The sequence below is a fragment of the Caballeronia sp. NK8 genome, from assembly GCF_018408855.1.
Classification (GTDB): Bacteria; Pseudomonadota; Gammaproteobacteria; order Burkholderiales; family Burkholderiaceae; genus Caballeronia.
Map to the genome: position 1 here is coordinate 156,705 of NZ_AP024323.1, position 18,664 is coordinate 175,368.

General features: G+C 62.4%; 15 protein-coding genes and 1 pseudogene. 4 read left to right on the forward strand and 12 right to left on the reverse strand.

Annotation, left to right across the window (positions count from 1 at the left end):
- The first annotated feature begins 5 nt into the window (after positions 1 to 5).
- The 4 genes from NK8_RS15360 (at position 6) to NK8_RS15375 (ending at position 4,339) form a co-directional block, all read left to right on the forward strand.
- Positions 6 to 875 carry an SPOR domain-containing protein gene (locus NK8_RS15360; protein ID WP_213229761.1) on the forward strand — a complete coding sequence of 290 codons (870 nt, stop codon included), beginning with the start codon at positions 6 to 8 and terminating at the stop codon, positions 873 to 875.
- Between the two features lie 9 nt (positions 876 to 884).
- Positions 885 to 1,418 (forward strand): CvpA family protein, encoded by a 534-nt coding sequence (locus NK8_RS15365; RefSeq protein ID WP_162067010.1) that lies wholly within the window; start codon positions 885 to 887, stop codon positions 1,416 to 1,418.
- A gap of 98 nt (positions 1,419 to 1,516) precedes the next feature.
- Positions 1,517 to 3,064, forward strand: coding sequence for an amidophosphoribosyltransferase (gene purF / locus NK8_RS15370; protein WP_162067011.1), 1,548 nt, complete (start codon positions 1,517 to 1,519; stop codon positions 3,062 to 3,064).
- Between the two features lie 87 nt (positions 3,065 to 3,151).
- Positions 3,152 to 4,339: an O-succinylhomoserine sulfhydrylase gene (locus NK8_RS15375; protein ID WP_213229763.1), complete on the forward strand. Its 1,188-nt coding sequence runs from the start codon at positions 3,152 to 3,154 to the stop codon at positions 4,337 to 4,339.
- Here the strand turns inward: NK8_RS15375 and NK8_RS15380 are convergent.
- From NK8_RS15380 to NK8_RS15435, 12 genes and pseudogenes are all read right to left on the reverse strand, one after another.
- Positions 4,336 to 5,148: pseudogene (locus NK8_RS15380) on the reverse strand (helix-turn-helix domain-containing protein); the annotation flags it as partial. The gene NK8_RS15375 and the pseudogene NK8_RS15380 sit on opposite strands and share 4 nt — an antisense overlap.
- Entirely contained in the window at positions 5,124 to 5,465 is a 342-nt protein-coding gene (locus tag NK8_RS15385; RefSeq protein WP_040049973.1) for an FKBP-type peptidyl-prolyl cis-trans isomerase, read from the reverse strand. The gene NK8_RS15385 and the pseudogene NK8_RS15380, both read right to left, overlap by 25 nt.
- A 100-nt stretch (positions 5,466 to 5,565) precedes the next feature.
- Positions 5,566 to 6,978, reverse strand: a complete 1,413-nt coding sequence (locus tag NK8_RS15390) for a hypothetical protein (protein ID WP_162067014.1) — start codon at positions 6,976 to 6,978, stop codon at positions 5,566 to 5,568.
- 61 nt (positions 6,979 to 7,039) lie between these two features.
- Entirely contained in the window at positions 7,040 to 7,276 is a 237-nt protein-coding gene (locus NK8_RS15395) for a hypothetical protein (RefSeq protein ID WP_162067015.1), read from the reverse strand.
- Between the two features lie 243 nt (positions 7,277 to 7,519).
- The gene (locus NK8_RS15400; protein ID WP_213229767.1) at positions 7,520 to 9,871 is read right to left on the reverse strand and encodes a polysaccharide biosynthesis tyrosine autokinase; all 2,352 of its coding nucleotides are present in this window, start codon (positions 9,869 to 9,871) and stop codon (positions 7,520 to 7,522) included.
- A gap of 492 nt (positions 9,872 to 10,363) precedes the next feature.
- Positions 10,364 to 11,461: a glycosyl hydrolase gene (locus NK8_RS15405; RefSeq protein WP_162067017.1), complete on the reverse strand. Its 1,098-nt coding sequence runs from the start codon at positions 11,459 to 11,461 to the stop codon at positions 10,364 to 10,366.
- 30 nt (positions 11,462 to 11,491) lie between these two features.
- Complete coding sequence (locus NK8_RS15410) at positions 11,492 to 12,685, reverse strand: glycosyltransferase (protein ID WP_213229769.1); 1,194 nt, start codon at positions 12,683 to 12,685, stop codon at positions 11,492 to 11,494.
- A 49-nt stretch (positions 12,686 to 12,734) separates the two neighbouring features.
- Entirely contained in the window at positions 12,735 to 13,814 is a 1,080-nt protein-coding gene (locus NK8_RS15415; RefSeq protein ID WP_162067018.1) for a glycosyltransferase family 1 protein, read from the reverse strand.
- A gap of 10 nt (positions 13,815 to 13,824) precedes the next feature.
- A complete protein-coding gene (locus tag NK8_RS15420; RefSeq protein WP_213229771.1) occupies positions 13,825 to 14,976 on the reverse strand; it encodes a glycosyltransferase in 1,152 nt (383 codons plus the stop codon).
- A gap of 502 nt (positions 14,977 to 15,478) precedes the next feature.
- On the reverse strand, positions 15,479 to 15,625 hold the full coding sequence (locus tag NK8_RS15425; RefSeq protein WP_213229773.1) for a hypothetical protein: 147 nt from the start codon (positions 15,623 to 15,625) through the stop codon (positions 15,479 to 15,481).
- Positions 15,626 to 15,781: 156 nt separating this feature from the next.
- Positions 15,782 to 17,059 carry a flippase gene (locus NK8_RS15430; RefSeq protein ID WP_213229775.1) on the reverse strand — a complete coding sequence of 426 codons (1,278 nt, stop codon included), beginning with the start codon at positions 17,057 to 17,059 and terminating at the stop codon, positions 15,782 to 15,784.
- 399 nt (positions 17,060 to 17,458) lie between these two features.
- Complete coding sequence (locus tag NK8_RS15435; protein ID WP_213229777.1) at positions 17,459 to 18,532, reverse strand: glycosyltransferase family 2 protein; 1,074 nt, start codon at positions 18,530 to 18,532, stop codon at positions 17,459 to 17,461.
- Between the last annotated feature and the right edge of the window lie 132 nt (positions 18,533 to 18,664).

Genomic DNA, 18,664 nt, shown 5'->3' on the forward strand with positions numbered 1-18,664 from the left:
GATACATGGGACTCTTCTCGTTCGGCAAGAAAGACGACTCCGGTCGCGACGCATCCTCCGATTCCTCACGCGGCTCGCGTCACACCGTCCGCACGGAGCGCCGCACGCGCAGATCCGACCGTAGCGAGCGCACCGACACCGACGCGATGATGCTCGATCCCACCCTCCCCGAGAAACAGCGTGCGCGCCGCAGACTCATCGGCGCGGTCGCGCTGGTGCTGGCTGCGGTCATCGTTTTGCCGATGGTGCTGGATTCGCGCCCGAAGCCCGTTACCGACGATATTTCCATCGATATTCCCAATCGCCCGGCGCCTGCCGCGAAGCAGTCGCGCGACGCGAATGACGCGGACACGCAGGCTGGCGTCGCGCACGAGGCGCCGGCGGGCGTTTCAGGTGGTGTCGCAGCCGGCGTGACGCAACCGCAGGCCGCAGCACCGGCCGCGACGGCGCAGGCCAAGCCCGAACCGAAGGAACAGCCGAAGCCGGAAGCGAAGGCCGAGACGAAGCCGTCGAAGCCCGCCGCGGTCGCGAGCCAGAACGCGAAACAGCAAGCCGCAGAACCCTCCGACGACGCCACCGCGAACTCCGCCGCCAACGCGGCTGCGGGCGCCGCGAACACGCCGTCGTCGCCGGCCGGCAGCCGCTTCGTGCTGCAAATCGGCCAGTTCGACGACGAAACCGCCGCGCAGAACTGGGTCAACAAGTTGAAGTCCGCGGGCGTGCCCGCATATCTCGAACATCGCAAGCAGTCGGACGGCGCGACCAAGTCGTTGCTGCGTGCGGGTCCGTTCCCGGATCGCGCGGCGGCGCAGGCGGCGCTCGTGAAGGTGCGCCAGGCCGGCCTGGGCGGCGGCACCCGGTCGACATCGAATTAAGCAGGCTCGATGTTCACCGCTTTCGACTATGCCGTGATGGCCGTGATCGGCCTGTCCGCGCTGCGCGGTATGTGGCGTGGCCTGCTGGCCGAGGCGTTCGGACTGGTCGGCTGGATCGCAGCCATTCTGATCGCGGGGCGCTTCGTCGGGTTCGTCGTGCCCTATATTCCGGCGACATGGCCGGGCGGCGCGCTCACGCAGTGGCTGGTGGCGTTCCTGCTGGTGGTCGCGGCGGTGCTGCTCGTGTCGAGCGTGCTGTCGGCGCTGTTGACGCGCATCACCGAAGTGACCGGCCTGCGCGGCGTGGATCGCTCGTTGGGCTTGCTGTTCGGCCTCGTGAGAGGCGCTATATTGGTAGTGATACTGGTCGCCCTGGCTGGCTTGACCGAACTGCCGCAAAAGGATTTTTGGCGCAATGCGCTGCTGAGGCCGATGGCCGAGCAAGGCGTGCGCGAATTGAAACCGCTGCTCCCCGATACGCTCGCCGCGTATGTGCATGTCGCTCCTCAACCGAGCGGACTGGCGCCAGACGCCGCACAATAGACGAACGGCCGGCTACACGAGGAACGCGAGACGGCTCGAAGACGCTTCGACCCGGCCACGCCTTGTCTACCCGTTTCGACTCTTTGAAGGACCATGCCATGTGCGGCATCGTAGGTGTAGTTTCCCAAAGTCCCGTCAATCAGCTGATCTATGACAGCCTGCTCCTGCTCCAGCATCGCGGACAGGATGCGGCGGGCATCGCCACGGCGAACGGCAACAACTTCCACATGCATAAGGCCAACGGCATGGTGCGCGACGTGTTCCGCACGCGCAACATGCGCAGCCTGCCGGGCAACGTGGGCATCGGCCAGGTGCGTTATCCGACCGCCGGTTCCGCGTCGAGCGAGGAAGAAGCCCAGCCGTTCTACGTGAATGCGCCGTTCGGCATCATCCTCGCGCACAACGGCAATCTCACGAACTGGATGCAGCTGAAGGACGAGATGTTCCGCATCGACCGCCGGCACATCAACACCGCATCCGATACCGAAGTGCTCCTCAACGTGTTCGCGCACGAACTGCAGCTCGCCAGCTCGGGCCTGCAACTCGACGCCACCGCGCTGTTCAAGGCGGTCGCGGGCGTGCATCGCCGCGTGAAGGGTTCGTATGCGATCGTCTCGCTGATCGCGGGCTACGGGCTCGTGGCGTTCCGCGATCCGTTCGGCATCCGCCCGCTCGTGCTCGGCAAGCTGGAAACGACGACGGGCGTCGAGTGGATGGTTGCTTCGGAATCGGTGGCGATCGAAGGCATCGGCTTCGAGTTCGTGCGCGATGTCGAGCCGGGTGAAGCCATCTTCATCGACGCCGAAGGCAACCTGCACAGCCATCAGTGCGCCGAGAAGCCCGAGCTCAACCCCTGCATCTTCGAGCTCGTGTATCTCGCGCGTCCGGACTCGTGCCTCGACGGCGTGCCGGTCTACAACGCGCGTCTGCGCATGGGCGATTACCTCGCCGAGAAGATCAAGCGCGTGCTGCCCGACGTGCCGATCGACGTCGTGATGCCGATTCCCGATTCGTCGCGCCCCGCCGCGATGCAGGTGGCGGCGAAGCTCGGCGTCGAGTATCGCGAGGGCTTCTTCAAGAACCGTTACGTGGGCCGCACCTTCATCATGCCGGGTCAGGCGGTGCGCAAGAAATCGGTGCGCCAGAAGCTGAACGCGATGGGCATCGAGTTCAAGGGCAAGAACGTGCTGATCGTCGACGATTCGATCGTGCGCGGCACGACTTCGCATGAGATCGTGCAGATGGCGCGCGACGCCGGCGCGAGCAAGGTGATCTTCGCGTCCGCCGCGCCGCCGGTGAAGTTCCCGAACGTGTACGGCATCGACATGCCGACGCGCGGCGAACTCGTCGCGCACGGCCGCAGCGACGACGAAGTCGCGCGCATGATCGGCGCGGATTATCTCGTCTATCAGGACGTGGAAGACCTGAAGAACGCGATCCGCGACATCAACCCGGCGCTGAAGGAATTCGAAGCCTCGTGCTTCGACGGCAACTACATCACCGGCGACGTGACGACCGATTATCTCGATCGCATCGAAACCGCGCGTCTCGCGCCGCAATCGCAGTCGGATCGCGACGCGGCGAGCGACGCGCAGGACGGCGGCATGACGCGGTCGCAGTTGCATCTGCAACTATCGGTCGAGTAAGTTTCCGGCGCTTCATGCGAGCCCGCTTCGTCTGCAAGGACCAAGCGGGTTTTTTACGTCGCGAGCCTGAAAACGAGGGAGAAAAACATGGACGACCACCTGAACTTCGACACGCTCGCCGTGCGCGCCGGGACCTTGCGCAGCGAATTCAACGAGCATAGCGAGGCGCTCTTTCTCACATCGAGCTTCTGCTTTTCGAGCGCGGCGGAAGCGGCCGAGCGCTTCAGGAATGCCGAAGAAGCCTACACGTACTCGCGCTTCACCAATCCGACCGTGACGATGTTCCAGAACCGCCTCGCCGCGCTCGAAGGCGGCGAAGCGTGCATGGCGACGGCGTCGGGCATGTCGGCGATATTGTCGGTCGTGATGGCGTCGATGCAGCAGGGCGATCACATCGTCAGTTCGAAGAGCCTGTTCGGCTCGACGATCGGCATGTTCACGCAGATCTTCCCGAAGTTCGGCATCACGACGACGTTCGTCGATCCGACGCAGCCCGACGAATGGCAAGCTGCCGTGACGCCTGCGACGAAGATGTTCTTTCTGGAGACGCCGTCCAATCCGCTGACCGAAATTGCGGATATCGCGGCAATCGCACAGATCGCGAAGCATAACGGCGCGCTCTTCGTCGTCGACAACTGCTTCTGCAGTCCGGCCTTGCAGCAGCCGCTGAAGCTCGGCGCGGACGTCGTGATGCATTCGGCCACGAAGTTTCTCGACGGTCAGGGCCGCGTGCTCGGCGGCGCGCTCGTCGGCTCGAAACGCTTCATCATGGAGACGGTGTTTCCGTTCGTGCGCAGCGCCGGTCCGACGATGTCCGCCTTCAACGCATGGGTGCTCCTGAAGGGCATGGAGACGCTCACGCTGCGCGTTGAGAAGCAGTCGGCGAATGCATTGGAAATCGCGCGCTGGCTCGAAGCGCATCCAGCTGTGAATCGCGTGTTTTATCCGGGGCTCGAATCGCATCCGCAACATGCCATTGCGATGAAGCAGCAGAAGGCGGGCGGCGCGATCGTATCGTTCGAGCTGAAGGGTGAGACGCAGGAGCAGCAGCGCGCGAACGCGTGGCGCGTGATCGACGGTACGAAGCTTTGTTCGATCACCGGCAATCTCGGCGATACGCGCACGACGATCACGCATCCCTCCACGACGACACATGGACGCCTCGCCGTCGAAGTGCGCGAAGCGGCGGGCATACGCGAAGGGCTGATTCGTCTTGCGGTGGGTCTCGAAGATCCGGCGGACATACGCGCCGATCTGGCGCGCGGTCTGGGCTAGGCGCCGCGCGGCGACCTGAAGCCGCCGCTGCGCCACTGCCCCGGCGAGATCCCGAAGCGTTTCGAAAACGCGTGAGTGAGCGCGCTCTGATCCGCGAAGCCGACATCGAGCGCGATATCGGTCAGCGACGTGCGCGGATCGGCCAGCAGCGTCAGCGCCGTATCGAGCCGCAGACGATGCAGATAGCGATGCGGCGTCTCGCCGAACGCTTCGTTGAATAACTGATGAAAGCGCCGCATGCCGAAGCCGCAATGCGCGGCGAGATCGGCGATACGCAGCGGCTCCGACAGATGCTGACGCAACCACCGGTCGATGCGCGCGAAGTCGAGGCCACGCATCATGTCGATGGAGTCGTCCGTGTCGTGCATCAGCGCGCCGCACAGATGCGCGGCCGCCTGCCATGCGACGCGGTCCGACAGAGATGCATCGCCGATACGGGCATGACGGGCGACGTCCGCGACGGCCTGCGTGACGCGCGGATCGATCGCGATGGCGCGCGCCCGCGCGAAGTAGCGCTCGGGCACCGCGACGGAGGTGGCGGGCAGATCGAGCACGAGCTGGCGGTTGTCGCCGTCGGCCCAGTAATCGTGGCGCGCGCCCGCCGGAATGATCCACGCGCCGCCGCAGTCGATACGCGCGCCGTTGCCATCGACGGCCATTTCCATCGACCCGTCGAGACCGAGCACGATCTGATGAAAGTCGTGCACGTCCGACGCCTGCGCCGCTTCATAACGGCGCAGCGAGACGGCCGGGCGATGCAGCGGCGCGCTCATGCCGTCGACGCTCAGACGTCCAGCAGTTCCACTTCGAACACGAGCGTGGCGTTCGGCGGAATCACGCCGCCCGCGCCGCGCGCGCCGTAACCGAGTTGCGGCGGAATCGTGAGACGGCGCACGCCGCCCACCTTCATGCCCTGCACGCCTTCGTCCCAGCCCTTGATGACCATGCCGCCGCCCAGCACGAATGCGAACGGGTCGTTGCGGTCCTTGCTCGAATCGAATTTCTGGCCATCCGTGAGCCAGCCCGTGTAGTGCACGCTGACCGTCTTGCCCGCGACGGCTTCGGCACCTTCGCCAACGGTGACATCTTCGTATTTGAGACCGGAATCGGTCGTGACTGTCGACATGGTTGCTCCCTGGTTGCCCGGCGATCCCGAACGATGGATCAGCCGGTGGTCGAAACCGACATTGTAGAACGTCGGAGGGATGCAAGCCGATGCGCGGGCCTCAGAGATGACGTCCGCGCGGACCGAAGCGCGAGCCGATGCGCGCGCCGATTTCCGGCCGCACATGCCTGCCGATCGCCGTGCCGATCGACGCGCCGTCCTGTGCATCGCGCATCGCGCTGGCGGCGGCCCTGTCGTCGACGTGCTGCCGCGCGAGCTTGAGCGCACGCACGCGCACATACGCCATCGCGACCAGCGTCCACGGCGCGAGATAGGCGAACTCGGGCACCGAGACCATCATCATCGTCCAGGTCGCGGCGCAGCACTGGCGCAGCGCCATGCCGCGCGGATCCCAGTCGAGCTTGAACGCGGGGTAGAGCATCATCGCGCTGATGAAGACCGTGCCGACGACGCCGATGTTCACGAGCAGCGTCGAAAAGAGATCGGTCGAGCGGATATAGCCGAAGCCGACGCCGAAGAGCTGATTGAGCGGCGCGGCATGAAACCACAGACGCATCGATTCGAGGAACAGCAGCGAGCGATCCGAGCCCGACTCGGTTTTCGCCTCCAGCTTGTCCGTGACCATCTGCTTGAACAGGTCGGCGATGTAGTCCTGCAGCACATAAGCGATGATGCACAGCACGAACAGGCCGATCAGCGCCTTGACCGGATTGATGCCGAGCTTGCGCACGCGGATGAGCGAGTACACCGCATAGCCGATCAGCACGGTCGACGACGTGGTCATCAAAAGCGACAGCCCGATGATCCAGACCGGCCAGCGCACCCGCGAAGTCGCGTTGAAGTAGACCCAGAAGGGGAAGATGGACATCGCGTACATCGACGGCTCGCCGGTGAGCGCCTTGAGACGCTGGATCGGAAAGCCCTTGACGTCGATCTGCTGGAACGAGCTGCCGTTCACCGTGCCGTCCGAGCGCACGATGCCCTTGCCGAACTGATCGCCGAAAGCGCGGTTCGAGATGAAGTCGCCCGGTTGCCCCGTCGCGATGTAGTAAGCCACTTCGAACATGCCGTAGAGCGCGAACAGCGTAATGGCCGCGAGCAGCCATTGGTCCCAGGTCGGCTTGTAGTAGTGGTACACGTAGGCCGCGTAGAGCACGACGGCCGCCACGTAGGCGGACTGCGTAAACAGGCTCTTGCGCATGACGAAGGTGAAGGGATCGGTGTCGTCGACGAGCACGACCTTGCTGAAGTCGGGATCGAAAGGCGCCATCACGTCCGCGAACTGCGACGTGAAGAACATGATCAGCCAGACGAGCAGCGCCGCGCCCACGAAGTGCAGCCAGTGCTTGCGTGCGCGGCCGCCGAACAGCAGCACGAGCGGCACGGAGAGGAAGCACATCAGATAGCCGATCGTCGTGCCCTGAATCGATGGCATGACGAGAAACGACGTCACCGGCATCGCGAAGGCCCAGATTCGGTAGTAAAGGTCGGTCAGCGCCGCTTTTTCTTTCATCGTCGAAGGTTATGTTGGATGGAGCCGGCACTGTGGCGAACCATCGGATGAAACCGCCGGTTCAACGCGACAGGAACAGGTGTGTATCGAGTCCTGACTCGCCCAGATAAAGGCAGCCGCCGATCGCAAGCAGCGCCAGCGCGACGACCAGCGCCATGCGCAAGGGCGCGCGCCTGCGCGCTGCTTTCGGCTTGCGATGAAAATCGCAATGCGGACACACGGACGAAGCCGCGGCCACCTGTCTGCGACAGCGCGGGCATTGCACGAGCCGATGCCTGAAGGAAAAACGTCCGCTCATATGCGTCCCTTTCCTCGATCCGGTTGGCGACGCGAAGCGCGCCGAAGCCCCGTGAAACAACGCTCTGATCGCAAGCGCCCAGCGCGCGACGATCACATTCCGGAAGATAGCTCGTCATGCCGCAAATCGTTTGACATCCCGATCGCGCGAGCGTTTCCCGCAACGGATGGAACGTAAAGCGCCGCGTGACGGGCACGCGGCGTGAAGCATCGGTACGATACGCGCGTCATCGCGCGCGCAACATCAGTTCACCGACTTGAACGTGCTCGTATAAGCCGCCGCATAACCGTAGCTGCGGCGATTGCTCGGGCGGCGCGGAATCGCGTTGAAGACCGAACCGACCAGTCTGCCGCCCGCGCGTTGCACCTTCTTCACGGTCTCTTCGATCTCTTCCTCGCTCTGGATGCCCGAGCGCAGCACGAGCACCGTCGAGCCCGCATCGCTTGCGACGATCGCTGCATCGGTCACGACGAGGAACGGCGGCGTATCGACGATCACCAGATCGAACTGATCGCTCATGCGCGCGAGCATATTGCGAAAGCCCGGCATCATCAGCAGCTCGGACGGATTCTCCGGATAGCCGCCGCACGACATGAACGACAGGCCCGGCACGCCGACATAACGGATCGCATCGCTGAGCGCCATCTCGCCCTTCAGCACTTCCGAGAGACCGCCCGGATTCGACTGCTTGAAGAACGAAGCGATATGGCCGCGCCGCATGTCGCCGTCGATCAGCAGCACGCGCAGACCGATTTCGGCGAGCAGCACCGACAGATTCGCCGCGACGAAACTCTTGCCCGCCGACGGAATCGGGCCCGTCAGCATCACGATGTTGTTCGGCGCGTTGGCGAGGTCGCGATACAGCTCCGTGCGTACCGCGCGCAGCGCCTCGACGGCCGGATCGTGCGGATAGCGCGTGGCGAGCACGCGGGCGTCGCGATCGGTGTCGGCGACGTGCGGCATCGCGAACGCATCGTGCTCCGGCAGATGAACGTACGGCAGCGCCTTGGGTGGTCCGCCTTGCTCGGCGCCGGAATAGGTGAGCGGCGCATGCTCCGCCGGCGACACGGCGATCTCGTGATCGAGCATCGCCTGCTGCCGGCTGTACAGCACTTCGCCCAGCACCGGCACCGAGAGACGGCGCTCGACGAACATCGGATCGGTCACGCCGATCATCGCGTGGCGGCGCAGGAAGATGAAGAAGGTGCCGATGAAAAAGCCCAGACCCGTGCCCGCCAGGATGACGAGCGGCTTGTTCGGCTTCACCGGACGATACGGGCGCAACGCGTTATCTACGATATGCGCGCCGCCGCTCGTGCTTGCACGGCGCACCGACAGCTCCTGCGCCTTGTTGACCATGCCCATGTAGATGGTCTCGGCCACGCGCGCGTCACGCGTGAGCGTCGCGTTCTGACGTTCGGACGCGGGCATGCTGTCGAAGCGTTGCTGAATCTGCTTGTTCGATGCTTCGAGCTCGGCGATCTGCTGATCGAGATTGACCACCTGCGGACTGCTCGGCTGGAAGCGCTGCAAGGCTTGCGTGCGTTGCAGCTTCAAGGTCGCAAGTTGCTGCATCGACACGATGCTGCCTTGCAGATACGCCTGCGCTTCGTTGATCGGCTGCACCGACTGCGACTTCGAACGGAACGCGCTCAAATTGCCTTCGGCCTGACGCAGATCGCGTTCGAGGCGCGGCAGTTCTCCGCGGATGAATTCGAGCGTCTTCGTGTCGTTTGCCTGACGCGCCTGCACGGCGGCCGCCAGATACGCCTGGCCGAGCGCGTTGGCGACATCGGCGGTGAGCGCGGGATCGTCTGCATTGAAGGTGATCTGCACGACGCCCGTGTCCTTCGCGGACTCGGCCACCTTCATTGTCTTCTTCATGAGCGCGATCGCGTCGAGCGTATTGAGGCGCGTCACATCGAAATGCACGCCGGGGCGACCGATCACGCTGTCGACGAGTATTGAGACGCCGTTCGCCGATGCCGGACGGCCGACCGTGCCGCGCAGGAGCGTCTCGCCGTCCGGGTCGTGCAACTCGTACTGGTTGTTTTCGAGCACGACCAGATCGAGCTTCTGGTCTTCGAGCGCGGGCGGCACGTCGAGCCGGCCGATCTGCAGCGACTCGCCGCCCCACGCGTACGAATCGAGCCCGAACCATGCAGGCGCGAGATGTCCCTTCTTCGCGAACAGTTCCGCGATCGAGCCGAGCACGGGGAGCGTGTTGGGCTTGACCTTCACGTCGAAGTGAAACTGCTTGACGACAGGCTCCAGCACCGAGCGGCTCTGCATCATGGAGATCTCGGCGGGCGCGAGCTGATTCACTGTCTGCACCGCCTGCGGCATCTGCTGCTGGCTTTGCGGCGCGATGCCGAGTGCGTTCGGATCGGGTGGATCCACGCGCACGACCACGTCCGACGAATAAATGGGCTTGGCAAGAAACGCATACGCGCTCGCGAGCGCGGCGGCGATTCCGATGAACAGGAAGAGGATGCCAAGGTGGTCGCGCAGTAGCCTGAGCATGTCGCTCGCGGTGAATTCACCGTCATCCTTGCCCGGGCGCGAAGGTAAGGCGTTGACATAGGGGGTGTTCAAAGGCGCAGTCCTCAGTCGATAAATTGAGCGTTGTTTCCGGGCTGCGGAAAAAGCAGAGAGCCCGCGCGGCATGCCGCGGTACGTTACGTGTCAGTGGTCCGGCGAGAGAGCCGTTGGAACTTCCAGACTTTAAGACGCGAGAGGCTCTTGAAAAGCGGGCAAAGCGCTCGATGCCTCGCGTCGCATGACGAAGCATGCCGGCTCATCGGAGTGCGATATATGCCCGAAGCACACACCGTGCCTCGGAGCCGCGTCTTGGATTCAGCGGATGAAACTCGCGAATCCGTCTCGAATCGCTTGCCATCAACGATACGATACGCCCGGAAAAAATAGCGTTCAAAACTATCTTCCGGGCGTGAGTTGCTCGCGTCTGTTAAGTAGCGAACGTTAAATGCCTTCCAATGTCGGGCACGCCACTTGCGCCCCCGTGTTTTCGCGCGATAATCATCGGTTCGACGCGCGTTGATTTCGTCATACAAGTTGAGCCCATCTTCACGGCATCGGGTTCGCCTTGATGAAGTCGCGCACCGTATCGAAGCGCGATTTGCGCGTTTTACCGTCATCGTGAATCACGCCGTAGTTGCCATCGCCGCCGTAGCGTTGATCATCGTATAGCTCGTACAACGTCACATTCTGAATGTTGTAAGTTTTTGCAAGCGACACGAATCCCTTCAACGCATCCTTGCCGACGAGATAGCCCGCCGGGTCCTCATGAGTCGGCCGCACGCCATATTCCGTGATCCAGATGGGCTTGCCGTAACTGTCGCGCAACCGCTCCAGCACGTTGACCTTGTTCTGTCCCGCCGCCGTGATCGATCCCATGTTCGAGTACCAGTGCCACGCGGTGATGTCCCATTGCGGAATCGGATGGCCCTTGCTGCCGTCGGGCTGCGTACCCGCATAGAGCATGTCCGTGAAGCCGTAGTGAAGCCAGCTGAACGATGTCAGCAGGATCTTCGCGTCCGGGTTCGTCTCGCGTATGCCTTTGATCAAGCCGAGGATCGATCCGCGCGCCTTCATGAACCTCGCGTTGTCGTAATCCGACGGATGTTCACCGCTGCGGTCCGAGCCGAGGATCGTCCAGTTGTCGTACTCGTTGCCCACCTGATAGTACGTGACGAGCCCCTTCAGCATGCGTCCCGCGATCTTGCCGAGCGCATAGCCGCGCTCGAACGTTTCCTGCTCGTTCGCGCGCTTCTCCTGTTCGAAGGGCGTCACGAGCGCGAGCACGCCGATGCATTGCTTCGCCGCCGCGCGCGCGAAATCCGCGACCATGTGCGCGCTTTCCTCGTTCGACACATCTTGCGCGTACATCGTGACACCAAGATCACGCAGTTGTGAAATCTGCAGACCATAGTCGCTCATGCGATACGCGCCACGATGTTCCAGATGTCCCGCGATGCCATAGAACACGCCGGTCGACCCCTTGCCGCAGGAAATCTTCGGCGTCGCGTGGCCCGCGGCATCCGCCTTGGGGACGGCCGAGCGACTGCTGTGGTAGGCGTCGGACGTGCCGCTGCGCGCGAAGATCAGCACCGAAGCGCACAGCAACGCGCCAAACACCAATACCGCAGCCACCAGAATTCGCATCGACGTTCGGCCTCGTGATAGTGCGCGCGGTTATTTGACCAGCGCGTCGGAGTGTCGTGCCGTCGCCTCGACGCCCGCGTTGCGCGCATCGCCCGCTTGCAGCACGACGTTCAGCGCCTGCGCATCGAATACTTCGCGCGAGAAGCGTCGCCGGAATGCGGCCGACAACGCGGCAAGCGGAAAATCGCTCGCGGCGAAGATGCGTTCGACGAAGGCATCGTGGTCGTGCGCGGGAAAGAGCAATGCATCGGGCAAGTACGAGTCGAGTCCCGATACGCGCGCGACGACGATCGGCCGTTCCGCGAGCACGGATTCGATCATCACGAGCGGCACGCCCTCGTACGCGGAGGGCAGCACGAGCGCATCGCTGGCGACGATATACGGCAGCACGTCTTTCTGCGGCCCGACCATTCGCACGCAGGCGGACAGCACAGGGCTCGCGTCGATCGTCTCTTGCAGACGCGCTGCGTCCGGCCCTTCGCCGACGATCAGCACGAGCGTACGTGCGAATGCATCGGCATGTCGCTCGATGGCCTGCATCAGGAAGTCTTGACGCTTCTGCTGAAAGTTCAGCCGGCCGACATGCGCGATGATCGTGGTGCCGTCGTCGGGCAGGCCGAGCGACGCGCGCGCGGCCTCTTTCGTGAGCGTCGAACGGCTGAAGCGATCGTCGACATAATTCTCGAGCACCATCGCGCGCGCGTTCGGCGCGAGCGTCTTCAGCTTGCCGCACAGATGATCGTTCAACGTGACGTACGCGTTCGGCATGCGATACAACCGGCGCTTGACGAGCCACTTGAGCTTGCCGGATCGGCTCGCGTTCGCGGGCGCTTCGTCGACGAGCGGCAGATAGCTGACCGTCTCGATGCGTGCCCGGCGCGCCGCGAACAGCCCCGCGATGCCGGACGCGATCGTGCCTTGCGCGATCAGCACCTTGTCGAGTCGCAATGCGCGCAAGGTCGCGGCGGTCGCGCGCATCGTGCGCCACAGCGCGAGCGCATTCCCGCGTATCGATTCGGCCGTGTACGAAAGACCGATCGCCTTCACTTTCGGATGAGCGGCCGCCAGATCGCGCACGTAGCGATACAACGGCTCGTTCCTGGTCGGCACGAGGATATGCAAGGTTTCGACCTGCGTGCTCGGCACAAGCGCAAGCATGAAGCGCTTGAGCATCTCTTCGTGACCGCCGTTTATACCCGAGTCGCAGTAGATTCCCAACCTCACCGGCTTCCTCCCTCGCTGCGCGCGTCGGCATTGCTGCTGGCACGCGCCGTCATGGCTTGTCGATGAACTGCATCAGCAGGCGTGCGCTTTCCGTCCATCGGAAGCGCTCGGCATGCGCGAGGCCGCGCCGCTTCAGGTCCGCGCTCAGTTCCGGCGAATCGAGCAGCTCGCGCAGTTTGCTCGAAATATCGTCGACCGAGTAGGGGTCGCAATAGATCGATGCATCGCCGCACGTTTCCGGCAACGCAGCCGCGCGGCCCACGAGCGTCGGGCAGCCGTTGCGCATCGCCTCCAGCGGCGGAATGCCGAACCCTTCGTAAATGGAAGGATAGAGGAAGCATGCCGCATGTTGGTAGAGCGCTCTCAGCTTTTCGTCGCTGACGTAGCCCGCCTGCTTGATGTTCGGCGCGCTCGACAGATCATGCGCCTTGCCAAAAATCGACGCATTCTTCATACCGACGATCACCAGATCGATCGACGGATCGTTCAGCTTCATGAATGCTTCGACGAGACGTTTGAAGTTCTTGGTCGGATTCATGCTGCTCACGGCGAGCACGTAGCGATTATTCGTGAGCTTCAGTTCGTCGATCACGGAAGCATCCGGCGTGATGTGATCGAGATGGTCCGCGGCGAGCGGCACCACGCCGATGCGCTCCGCAGGCACGCCGACATGATGCGCGAGCCGGTCGCGCGAGAAGGTCGAGTTGGTCAGCACGCAACTCGACGTGCGCGCGAGAATCCAGAACATCACGTGATACCAGGTGCGGAACTTCCACGAGAAGTGCGCGGGCGTATCGAACACCGCGGCATCGTGCATGTAGATGATCTGGTTCGTGCGAAAGATGGAGCCCGAGTTGGACAGATTCACGATACGTGAGCGGCCGGCGAAGAGCGGCAGCACGATCTGCTCCCAGAAGACGCCCTTGCCGAAGCCGAGCTTGACGGTGTCGACGCCCTGCACGGGATCGAGGCCGCTTTGCGGCGGAACCGCGAGCCTCACATGCGAGCCTTGCGGCAACTGCCCGAGTGCGGCGACGAGTTCGCGCGCGACACGCTGCACGCCGGTGGTCTTCTGGCTCGTGAAACGGCCGTTGTAGACGAGCTTGCTGGTGGCGAAGGAAGTATCCATGGTCTAGGCGTCAGAACTGTGAATCGGAGCTGGTTTCATAGGCGATCTCGTCCTTGTCGAGGGGCGCGGGCGCGTGCGTGGAGGAGTCGAGTTCGTATATGGAGAGCCATTGACGGAAGATCGCGTCCATCGAAAAGCGCTTGCTCGCCGACGTTCTCGCCGCTGTTCCCATGCGCGCGCGCAGGACGGGGTCGTCGCGCAACATCGCCGTGTACTGCGTCATTTCTTCGACACTCGATGCGACGAAGCCCGTGACGCCATGCTGAACGACATCGCGATTGCCGACCACGTCCGTGACCACGGCGGGAATGCCCGCGACCTGCGCTTCGATCAGCGCGATAGGCATGCCTTCCCAACGGGACGTCTGCACATAGATGTCGAGACTGGCGGTAAGTTCAAGCGCACGGTCGCGCGTGACCCAGCCACTGCACGACACGACGTCGTTGGGCGTCCCGGCGGGCAACTCTTCGGCATGACCGCCGATCCACAGGAACTGCGTCGAGTCGCCGTGCAACGCGGTGGCGAGGTCCACGAACGCTTCATGATTCTTTTGAAACGTGGCGCGCCCGCTCATGCCGATGAGCACGTCCTGCGCGTCTTTCTCGATGCGCGGCGGAATCTCCGGCACGTTCACGCCGTTCTCGATCATGCGGGCCTGTCGCGCGTGCATTCTCGTCTCGATCTCGGAGAGCTCGCTCTTCGAGCACGCGACGATGGTGCCGCCCAGACGCGCCGCGATGCGCTCGAAGCTCAGATAGGCGAACTGCTTCGCGGCCGACACGTCGCGGCGCAGAAACGCGAGGCCGTGCGGCGAATAGAACACGCGGGCACGCGGTGCGGCGATGCGCGCAGCGGCGCGTCCCAGCACGCCGGCCTTCGAGGAGTGCAGATGGATCACCGACGGATCGCACTCCCTGAGCTTGCGGACCAGATTCCACAGACCGGTGAGGTCGCTTTTCATGCTCACTTCGCGAACCATGTTCACATAGGTCAGCTTGACCGCCGGATGAAAAAGCCTGGAAAAATTGTTGGGCGTTTCCTGCCGGATCGAATGAAGGATCGTGACGCTGACGCCCGCGGCTGCCGCGCGGTTCGAAAGCTGGGTCAGCATGGATAGCACACCGCCACCGAAAGCTTCGGTGATATGGACGATCTCTTTCATCTTGGACTCTTCGTTGGCGTCCTGCCGAGCACCCGCGGCAATACGCAATAAGAAGTTAATGGCCTAATCGTTATCGGTGATCGACGTGACACTTTCGAGAAATGACCGATGCATGAAAGAGGTGCACGGTCGTTCACGAGGAGTACTGATCGAGCATTGAATTGCGCAATCGAAAAATTCGCACGCGATGCGACATAGCATGAGTCGTTCCCGCGCACGGATGCGAGGAACCCCATCATGCTCGAAAACTTCCCCGGAATTACCTGCTGGAAGCCTCTGACCAGGTCAATTTGGCCGTATGGCTCCCGCTAGATCGGTCTTTTTGAGGATTATTCTGCGTCGCGCGGTTGAAATGCGGTAAGGCCCGGTAAAAACGGCCGCCCTGCAATGGTGCGCGAAGCCGACTAATCGTTCAGATTTTTTGGCGTCCCGGCGTCGGGACTGCGGCATCCGGCGTGGGCACCTTCCTCATTGAAGTGCTCAGGACACGGATTGTTTGAGGTCATTTCGTTACTGAGGCATTCTGCTGAGCAATCGCCGCTTCGCAAATCTCCAGAATTATCTGCAGGTCTTTGAGCGGAACCGCGACCGATTGCATGCGCAGGCTTTGGGCCTGCTGCACCAGCTTCTGGACGTGTTCGATCGACATTTCCTCTGATTCCATTCCACAGGCTCTCTTAATTAAACACTGGTCATACCAATACGATACCGGCTCGAACTGCATCGGTCGGTTCGCTGACTCACATACATGCATGCAACTTTGAAGTAGGGCGTGTGTCGAATGTTGCCACATCAAAATCATGCATCACGTCGTTCCCGAGCTCGCGCCTTCGGCGATTGGACGACGCTTCAGTAACGGCACGCCTTGCAGATGCAGCGTGAATGCCATCGCGGCAGCAACCAGCGTTTCGGTGATCAGCACCGTAGCCCCCGCGCCCTGTTCGCCGAACAGCGTTGCGAGCACGGCGAGCAAGCCGAAGTTCACCACCGCGGACGCCATCAGCACACGACTGAATTGTGCCTTCATGCCGAGCGGAAGCATCGTCTGAACACCGAAGAGATCGGAGAGGCCGGCCATCAACGGCACGAACGCCATCCATCGCAACACCTCTACGGTAGGCAAGAACTTCGGTCCGTACAAGAGTTTTACTGCAAGCGGCGCACCGAAGAAGATGCACACCGAGATCAGTGACACGATCACGGCTTGCACCACGAACATCTTCCGAAGGAACGCGAAGGCATCTTCTCTTGCGTGATGCATGAGGAAGCTCACGCGAGGATACGCCGCGGTCTTGAGAGGAGTCAGCATATTCAGTGCCGCGCGGATGAGCTTGTCGGCCGCGGCGAAGTAGCCCGCCGCGACATTGCCCGCGATGAACGTGAGTATCACGATGTTGCTCGATGCGTAGATGTCCACGATCGCCGTGGCAATGAACACGCTCCAGCCGTCCTTCAGACGAGTGACGATGGTCTTGAACGACACGCGCACGAAGTCGAGCTCGCGCCGGGAGTACAGGTACGTGCAGATCGCGATGCCCGACAGCAACGGCACCAGCGCATTCACGGCCATCGCAATGTACACATCGTCGTGTTCGCGCACGAAGAGATACATCGCAGGAATGCTGAGCGCGCGTCCGATGAATACGAAGAGGCTCAGCATGCCGAGATCTTCGATGCCCTGGAAGTACCACGTGGGTATCAGCATCGCGCCGACCGCCTGGCCATAGCCGATGAGAAGCAGCTCGCGATTCTCTTGAAGAAAGGGGATGGCCGACGTCAGTATGACCATCACGACGAATCCGGCGCACGCGAGCGAGGCTTGCGTGAGGATGGTTTCCCAGAACACGCGCGAGCGCAGTTCGCGATTGTCGCGATTGATCGAGACCTTCGGCGTGGCCGTCAGCGAGAAGCTGTAGTTGGTGAGCGAGATGAAGTAGGCAGTAAAGGCCAGGCCAAATGAAAGGCGTCCATATTCGCCCGGACCGAGGACGCGCGCGAGCCACGGCAGCGTCAGCAGCGGTGCGAGGTATGTGGATACCTGCAACGTCATCAGAATCGTGAAGTTCTTTCGAAAAGATGCCATTGAACGGTTTTTTCCCGGCTTGTGCGAAGCGTGGTGATCTTGATGACTATGCCGCAAGGTTGCGAACCGTGCTGGTTCGCCCGACGCGAGGGGCTCTTGCGTGACAGCTTCTCAGGCGAATAGTTTCGCTTGCGCGCTCTGCCGTCAATGCGGCACGCGGCCAGGAGATGTGCACGTCTGCGCCTTTGGACCGGCGTCGGGTGCGCGGAAGTTGAACGGAATACACCGCCTCCGGACCATCGATTCAAAGCCGGAAAGCATCAGTGTATTGCAAACCTTATTTAACAAAATAAAAGCATATTCATCAGTGGGTTTGCCCACGCAAATGTGCGTCTGACACGGGATCGTTCGATTGCAAACTACTTGAAGTGCTGGTATGGCATACCGGCTTCGCAGGCCTCATTCATTCACCGCTGACGCCTGTCGGGGAACGCGATGTGCACGCGATGCCGCCGCAGGCGGACGCAACTCGAGGCCGAGCGCGCGCTTGACGAGGCGCTTGGCGAGGAACACGCGACGATCGACGGCGATCTTCCCGTGAAAGCGCAGTTCCTTCTGCGTATCCGAGCGATGCGTGGCGAAGTCGCGATAGCGTGCCGCCGTGGCTTCGATGATTCGCATCGATTCGGCGAACGCGTGGCCATCGACGCGCGCGGCCTGAAAGCACGCATACGCGAAGACCTTGTGGAACATCGCGAGCCAGAAGGGATCGAGCGGGCCGCCGTGGCAGCGTTGCATGGTCTCTTCCGCGCAGGTCGCGAGCGACTGCACCGTGTACGGCGTCGCGCGGGTCGTGATGCTGCCTGCGCGGCGGCGATAGAAGTAGAGATCATCGGTGAGACGAAAGAGCGATTTCGCGCGCGCATAGACGAGCGGAATCGCGGCGGCGTCTTCATAGACGCGTCCGGCCGGAAACTCGATGCCGTCCCACAGTTCGCGCTTGTACACGCGCGCGACCGGAAACACCTGATACACGCGCGCGAAGTCCAGCAGCGCGTCGAGATCGCATGCGCGATGACCTTCCGTGCCCGCATCGATCAGCGTGACCTTGTCGATGACTTTGCCGCCCGAATCGATGATGCCGACGTTGAATTCGATGATGTCCGCAGCGTTCGAGTCGAGCAGCGGCATGATCTTCGCGGTGAAGTCCGCTGCCCAGACGTCGTCGGAATCGAGAAAGCCTATGTATGGCGACGTCGCTTCCGCGATCGCGCGATTGCGTGCGGCGGAAACGCCACGGTTTTCCTGATGAATGACGCGGATATTGCGGCCGCGTGCGCTGCGCTGCACGTCGAGGATGCGTTCGAGCGTGCGATCCGTCGAGCCATCGTCGATGATGATCAGTTCGATTTCATCGGAACGCGGTTGCGAGAGCGCTGATTCGAGAGACGCGGCGATGAAATGCTCCACGTTGTACGCGGGGATGATCACCGAGAGCAAGGTTTCAGGGTTGCCATTGTGGACGCGTGTCATTGTGCTCGTGTCACCGGTTAGAGTTGATTCGAAAGCCACCGTGGCCGAGGCGGTCATGCGTGCCGGCTGATTCAAGCGCTTCAAACGCTGAACGCCGGAGGGAATGCTATGGACAGGTGTGAAGCGGGGAAA

Bases quoted from the DNA above. Each gene is read 5' to 3' on its own strand.
- NK8_RS15360 (WP_213229761.1), top strand. From the start codon at position 6: ATGGGACTCTTCTCGTTCGGCAAGAAAGACGACTCCGGTCGCGACGCA.
- NK8_RS15365 (WP_162067010.1), top strand. From the start codon at position 885: ATGTTCACCGCTTTCGACTATGCCGTGATGGCCGTGATCGGCCTGTCC.
- purF (WP_162067011.1), top strand. From the start codon at position 1,517: ATGTGCGGCATCGTAGGTGTAGTTTCCCAAAGTCCCGTCAATCAGCTG.
- NK8_RS15375 (WP_213229763.1), top strand. From the start codon at position 3,152: ATGGACGACCACCTGAACTTCGACACGCTCGCCGTGCGCGCCGGGACC.
- NK8_RS15385 (WP_040049973.1), bottom strand. From the start codon at position 5,465: ATGTCGACAGTCACGACCGATTCCGGTCTCAAATACGAAGATGTCACC.
- NK8_RS15390 (WP_162067014.1), bottom strand. From the start codon at position 6,978: ATGAAAGAAAAAGCGGCGCTGACCGACCTTTACTACCGAATCTGGGCC.
- NK8_RS15395 (WP_162067015.1), bottom strand. From the start codon at position 7,276: ATGAGCGGACGTTTTTCCTTCAGGCATCGGCTCGTGCAATGCCCGCGC.
- NK8_RS15405 (WP_162067017.1), bottom strand. From the start codon at position 11,461: ATGCGAATTCTGGTGGCTGCGGTATTGGTGTTTGGCGCGTTGCTGTGC.
- NK8_RS15415 (WP_162067018.1), bottom strand. From the start codon at position 13,814: ATGGATACTTCCTTCGCCACCAGCAAGCTCGTCTACAACGGCCGTTTC.
- NK8_RS15420 (WP_213229771.1), bottom strand. From the start codon at position 14,976: ATGAAAGAGATCGTCCATATCACCGAAGCTTTCGGTGGCGGTGTGCTA.
- NK8_RS15425 (WP_213229773.1), bottom strand. From the start codon at position 15,625: ATGTCGATCGAACACGTCCAGAAGCTGGTGCAGCAGGCCCAAAGCCTG.
- NK8_RS15430 (WP_213229775.1), bottom strand. From the start codon at position 17,059: ATGGCATCTTTTCGAAAGAACTTCACGATTCTGATGACGTTGCAGGTA.
- NK8_RS15435 (WP_213229777.1), bottom strand. From the start codon at position 18,532: ATGACACGCGTCCACAATGGCAACCCTGAAACCTTGCTCTCGGTGATC.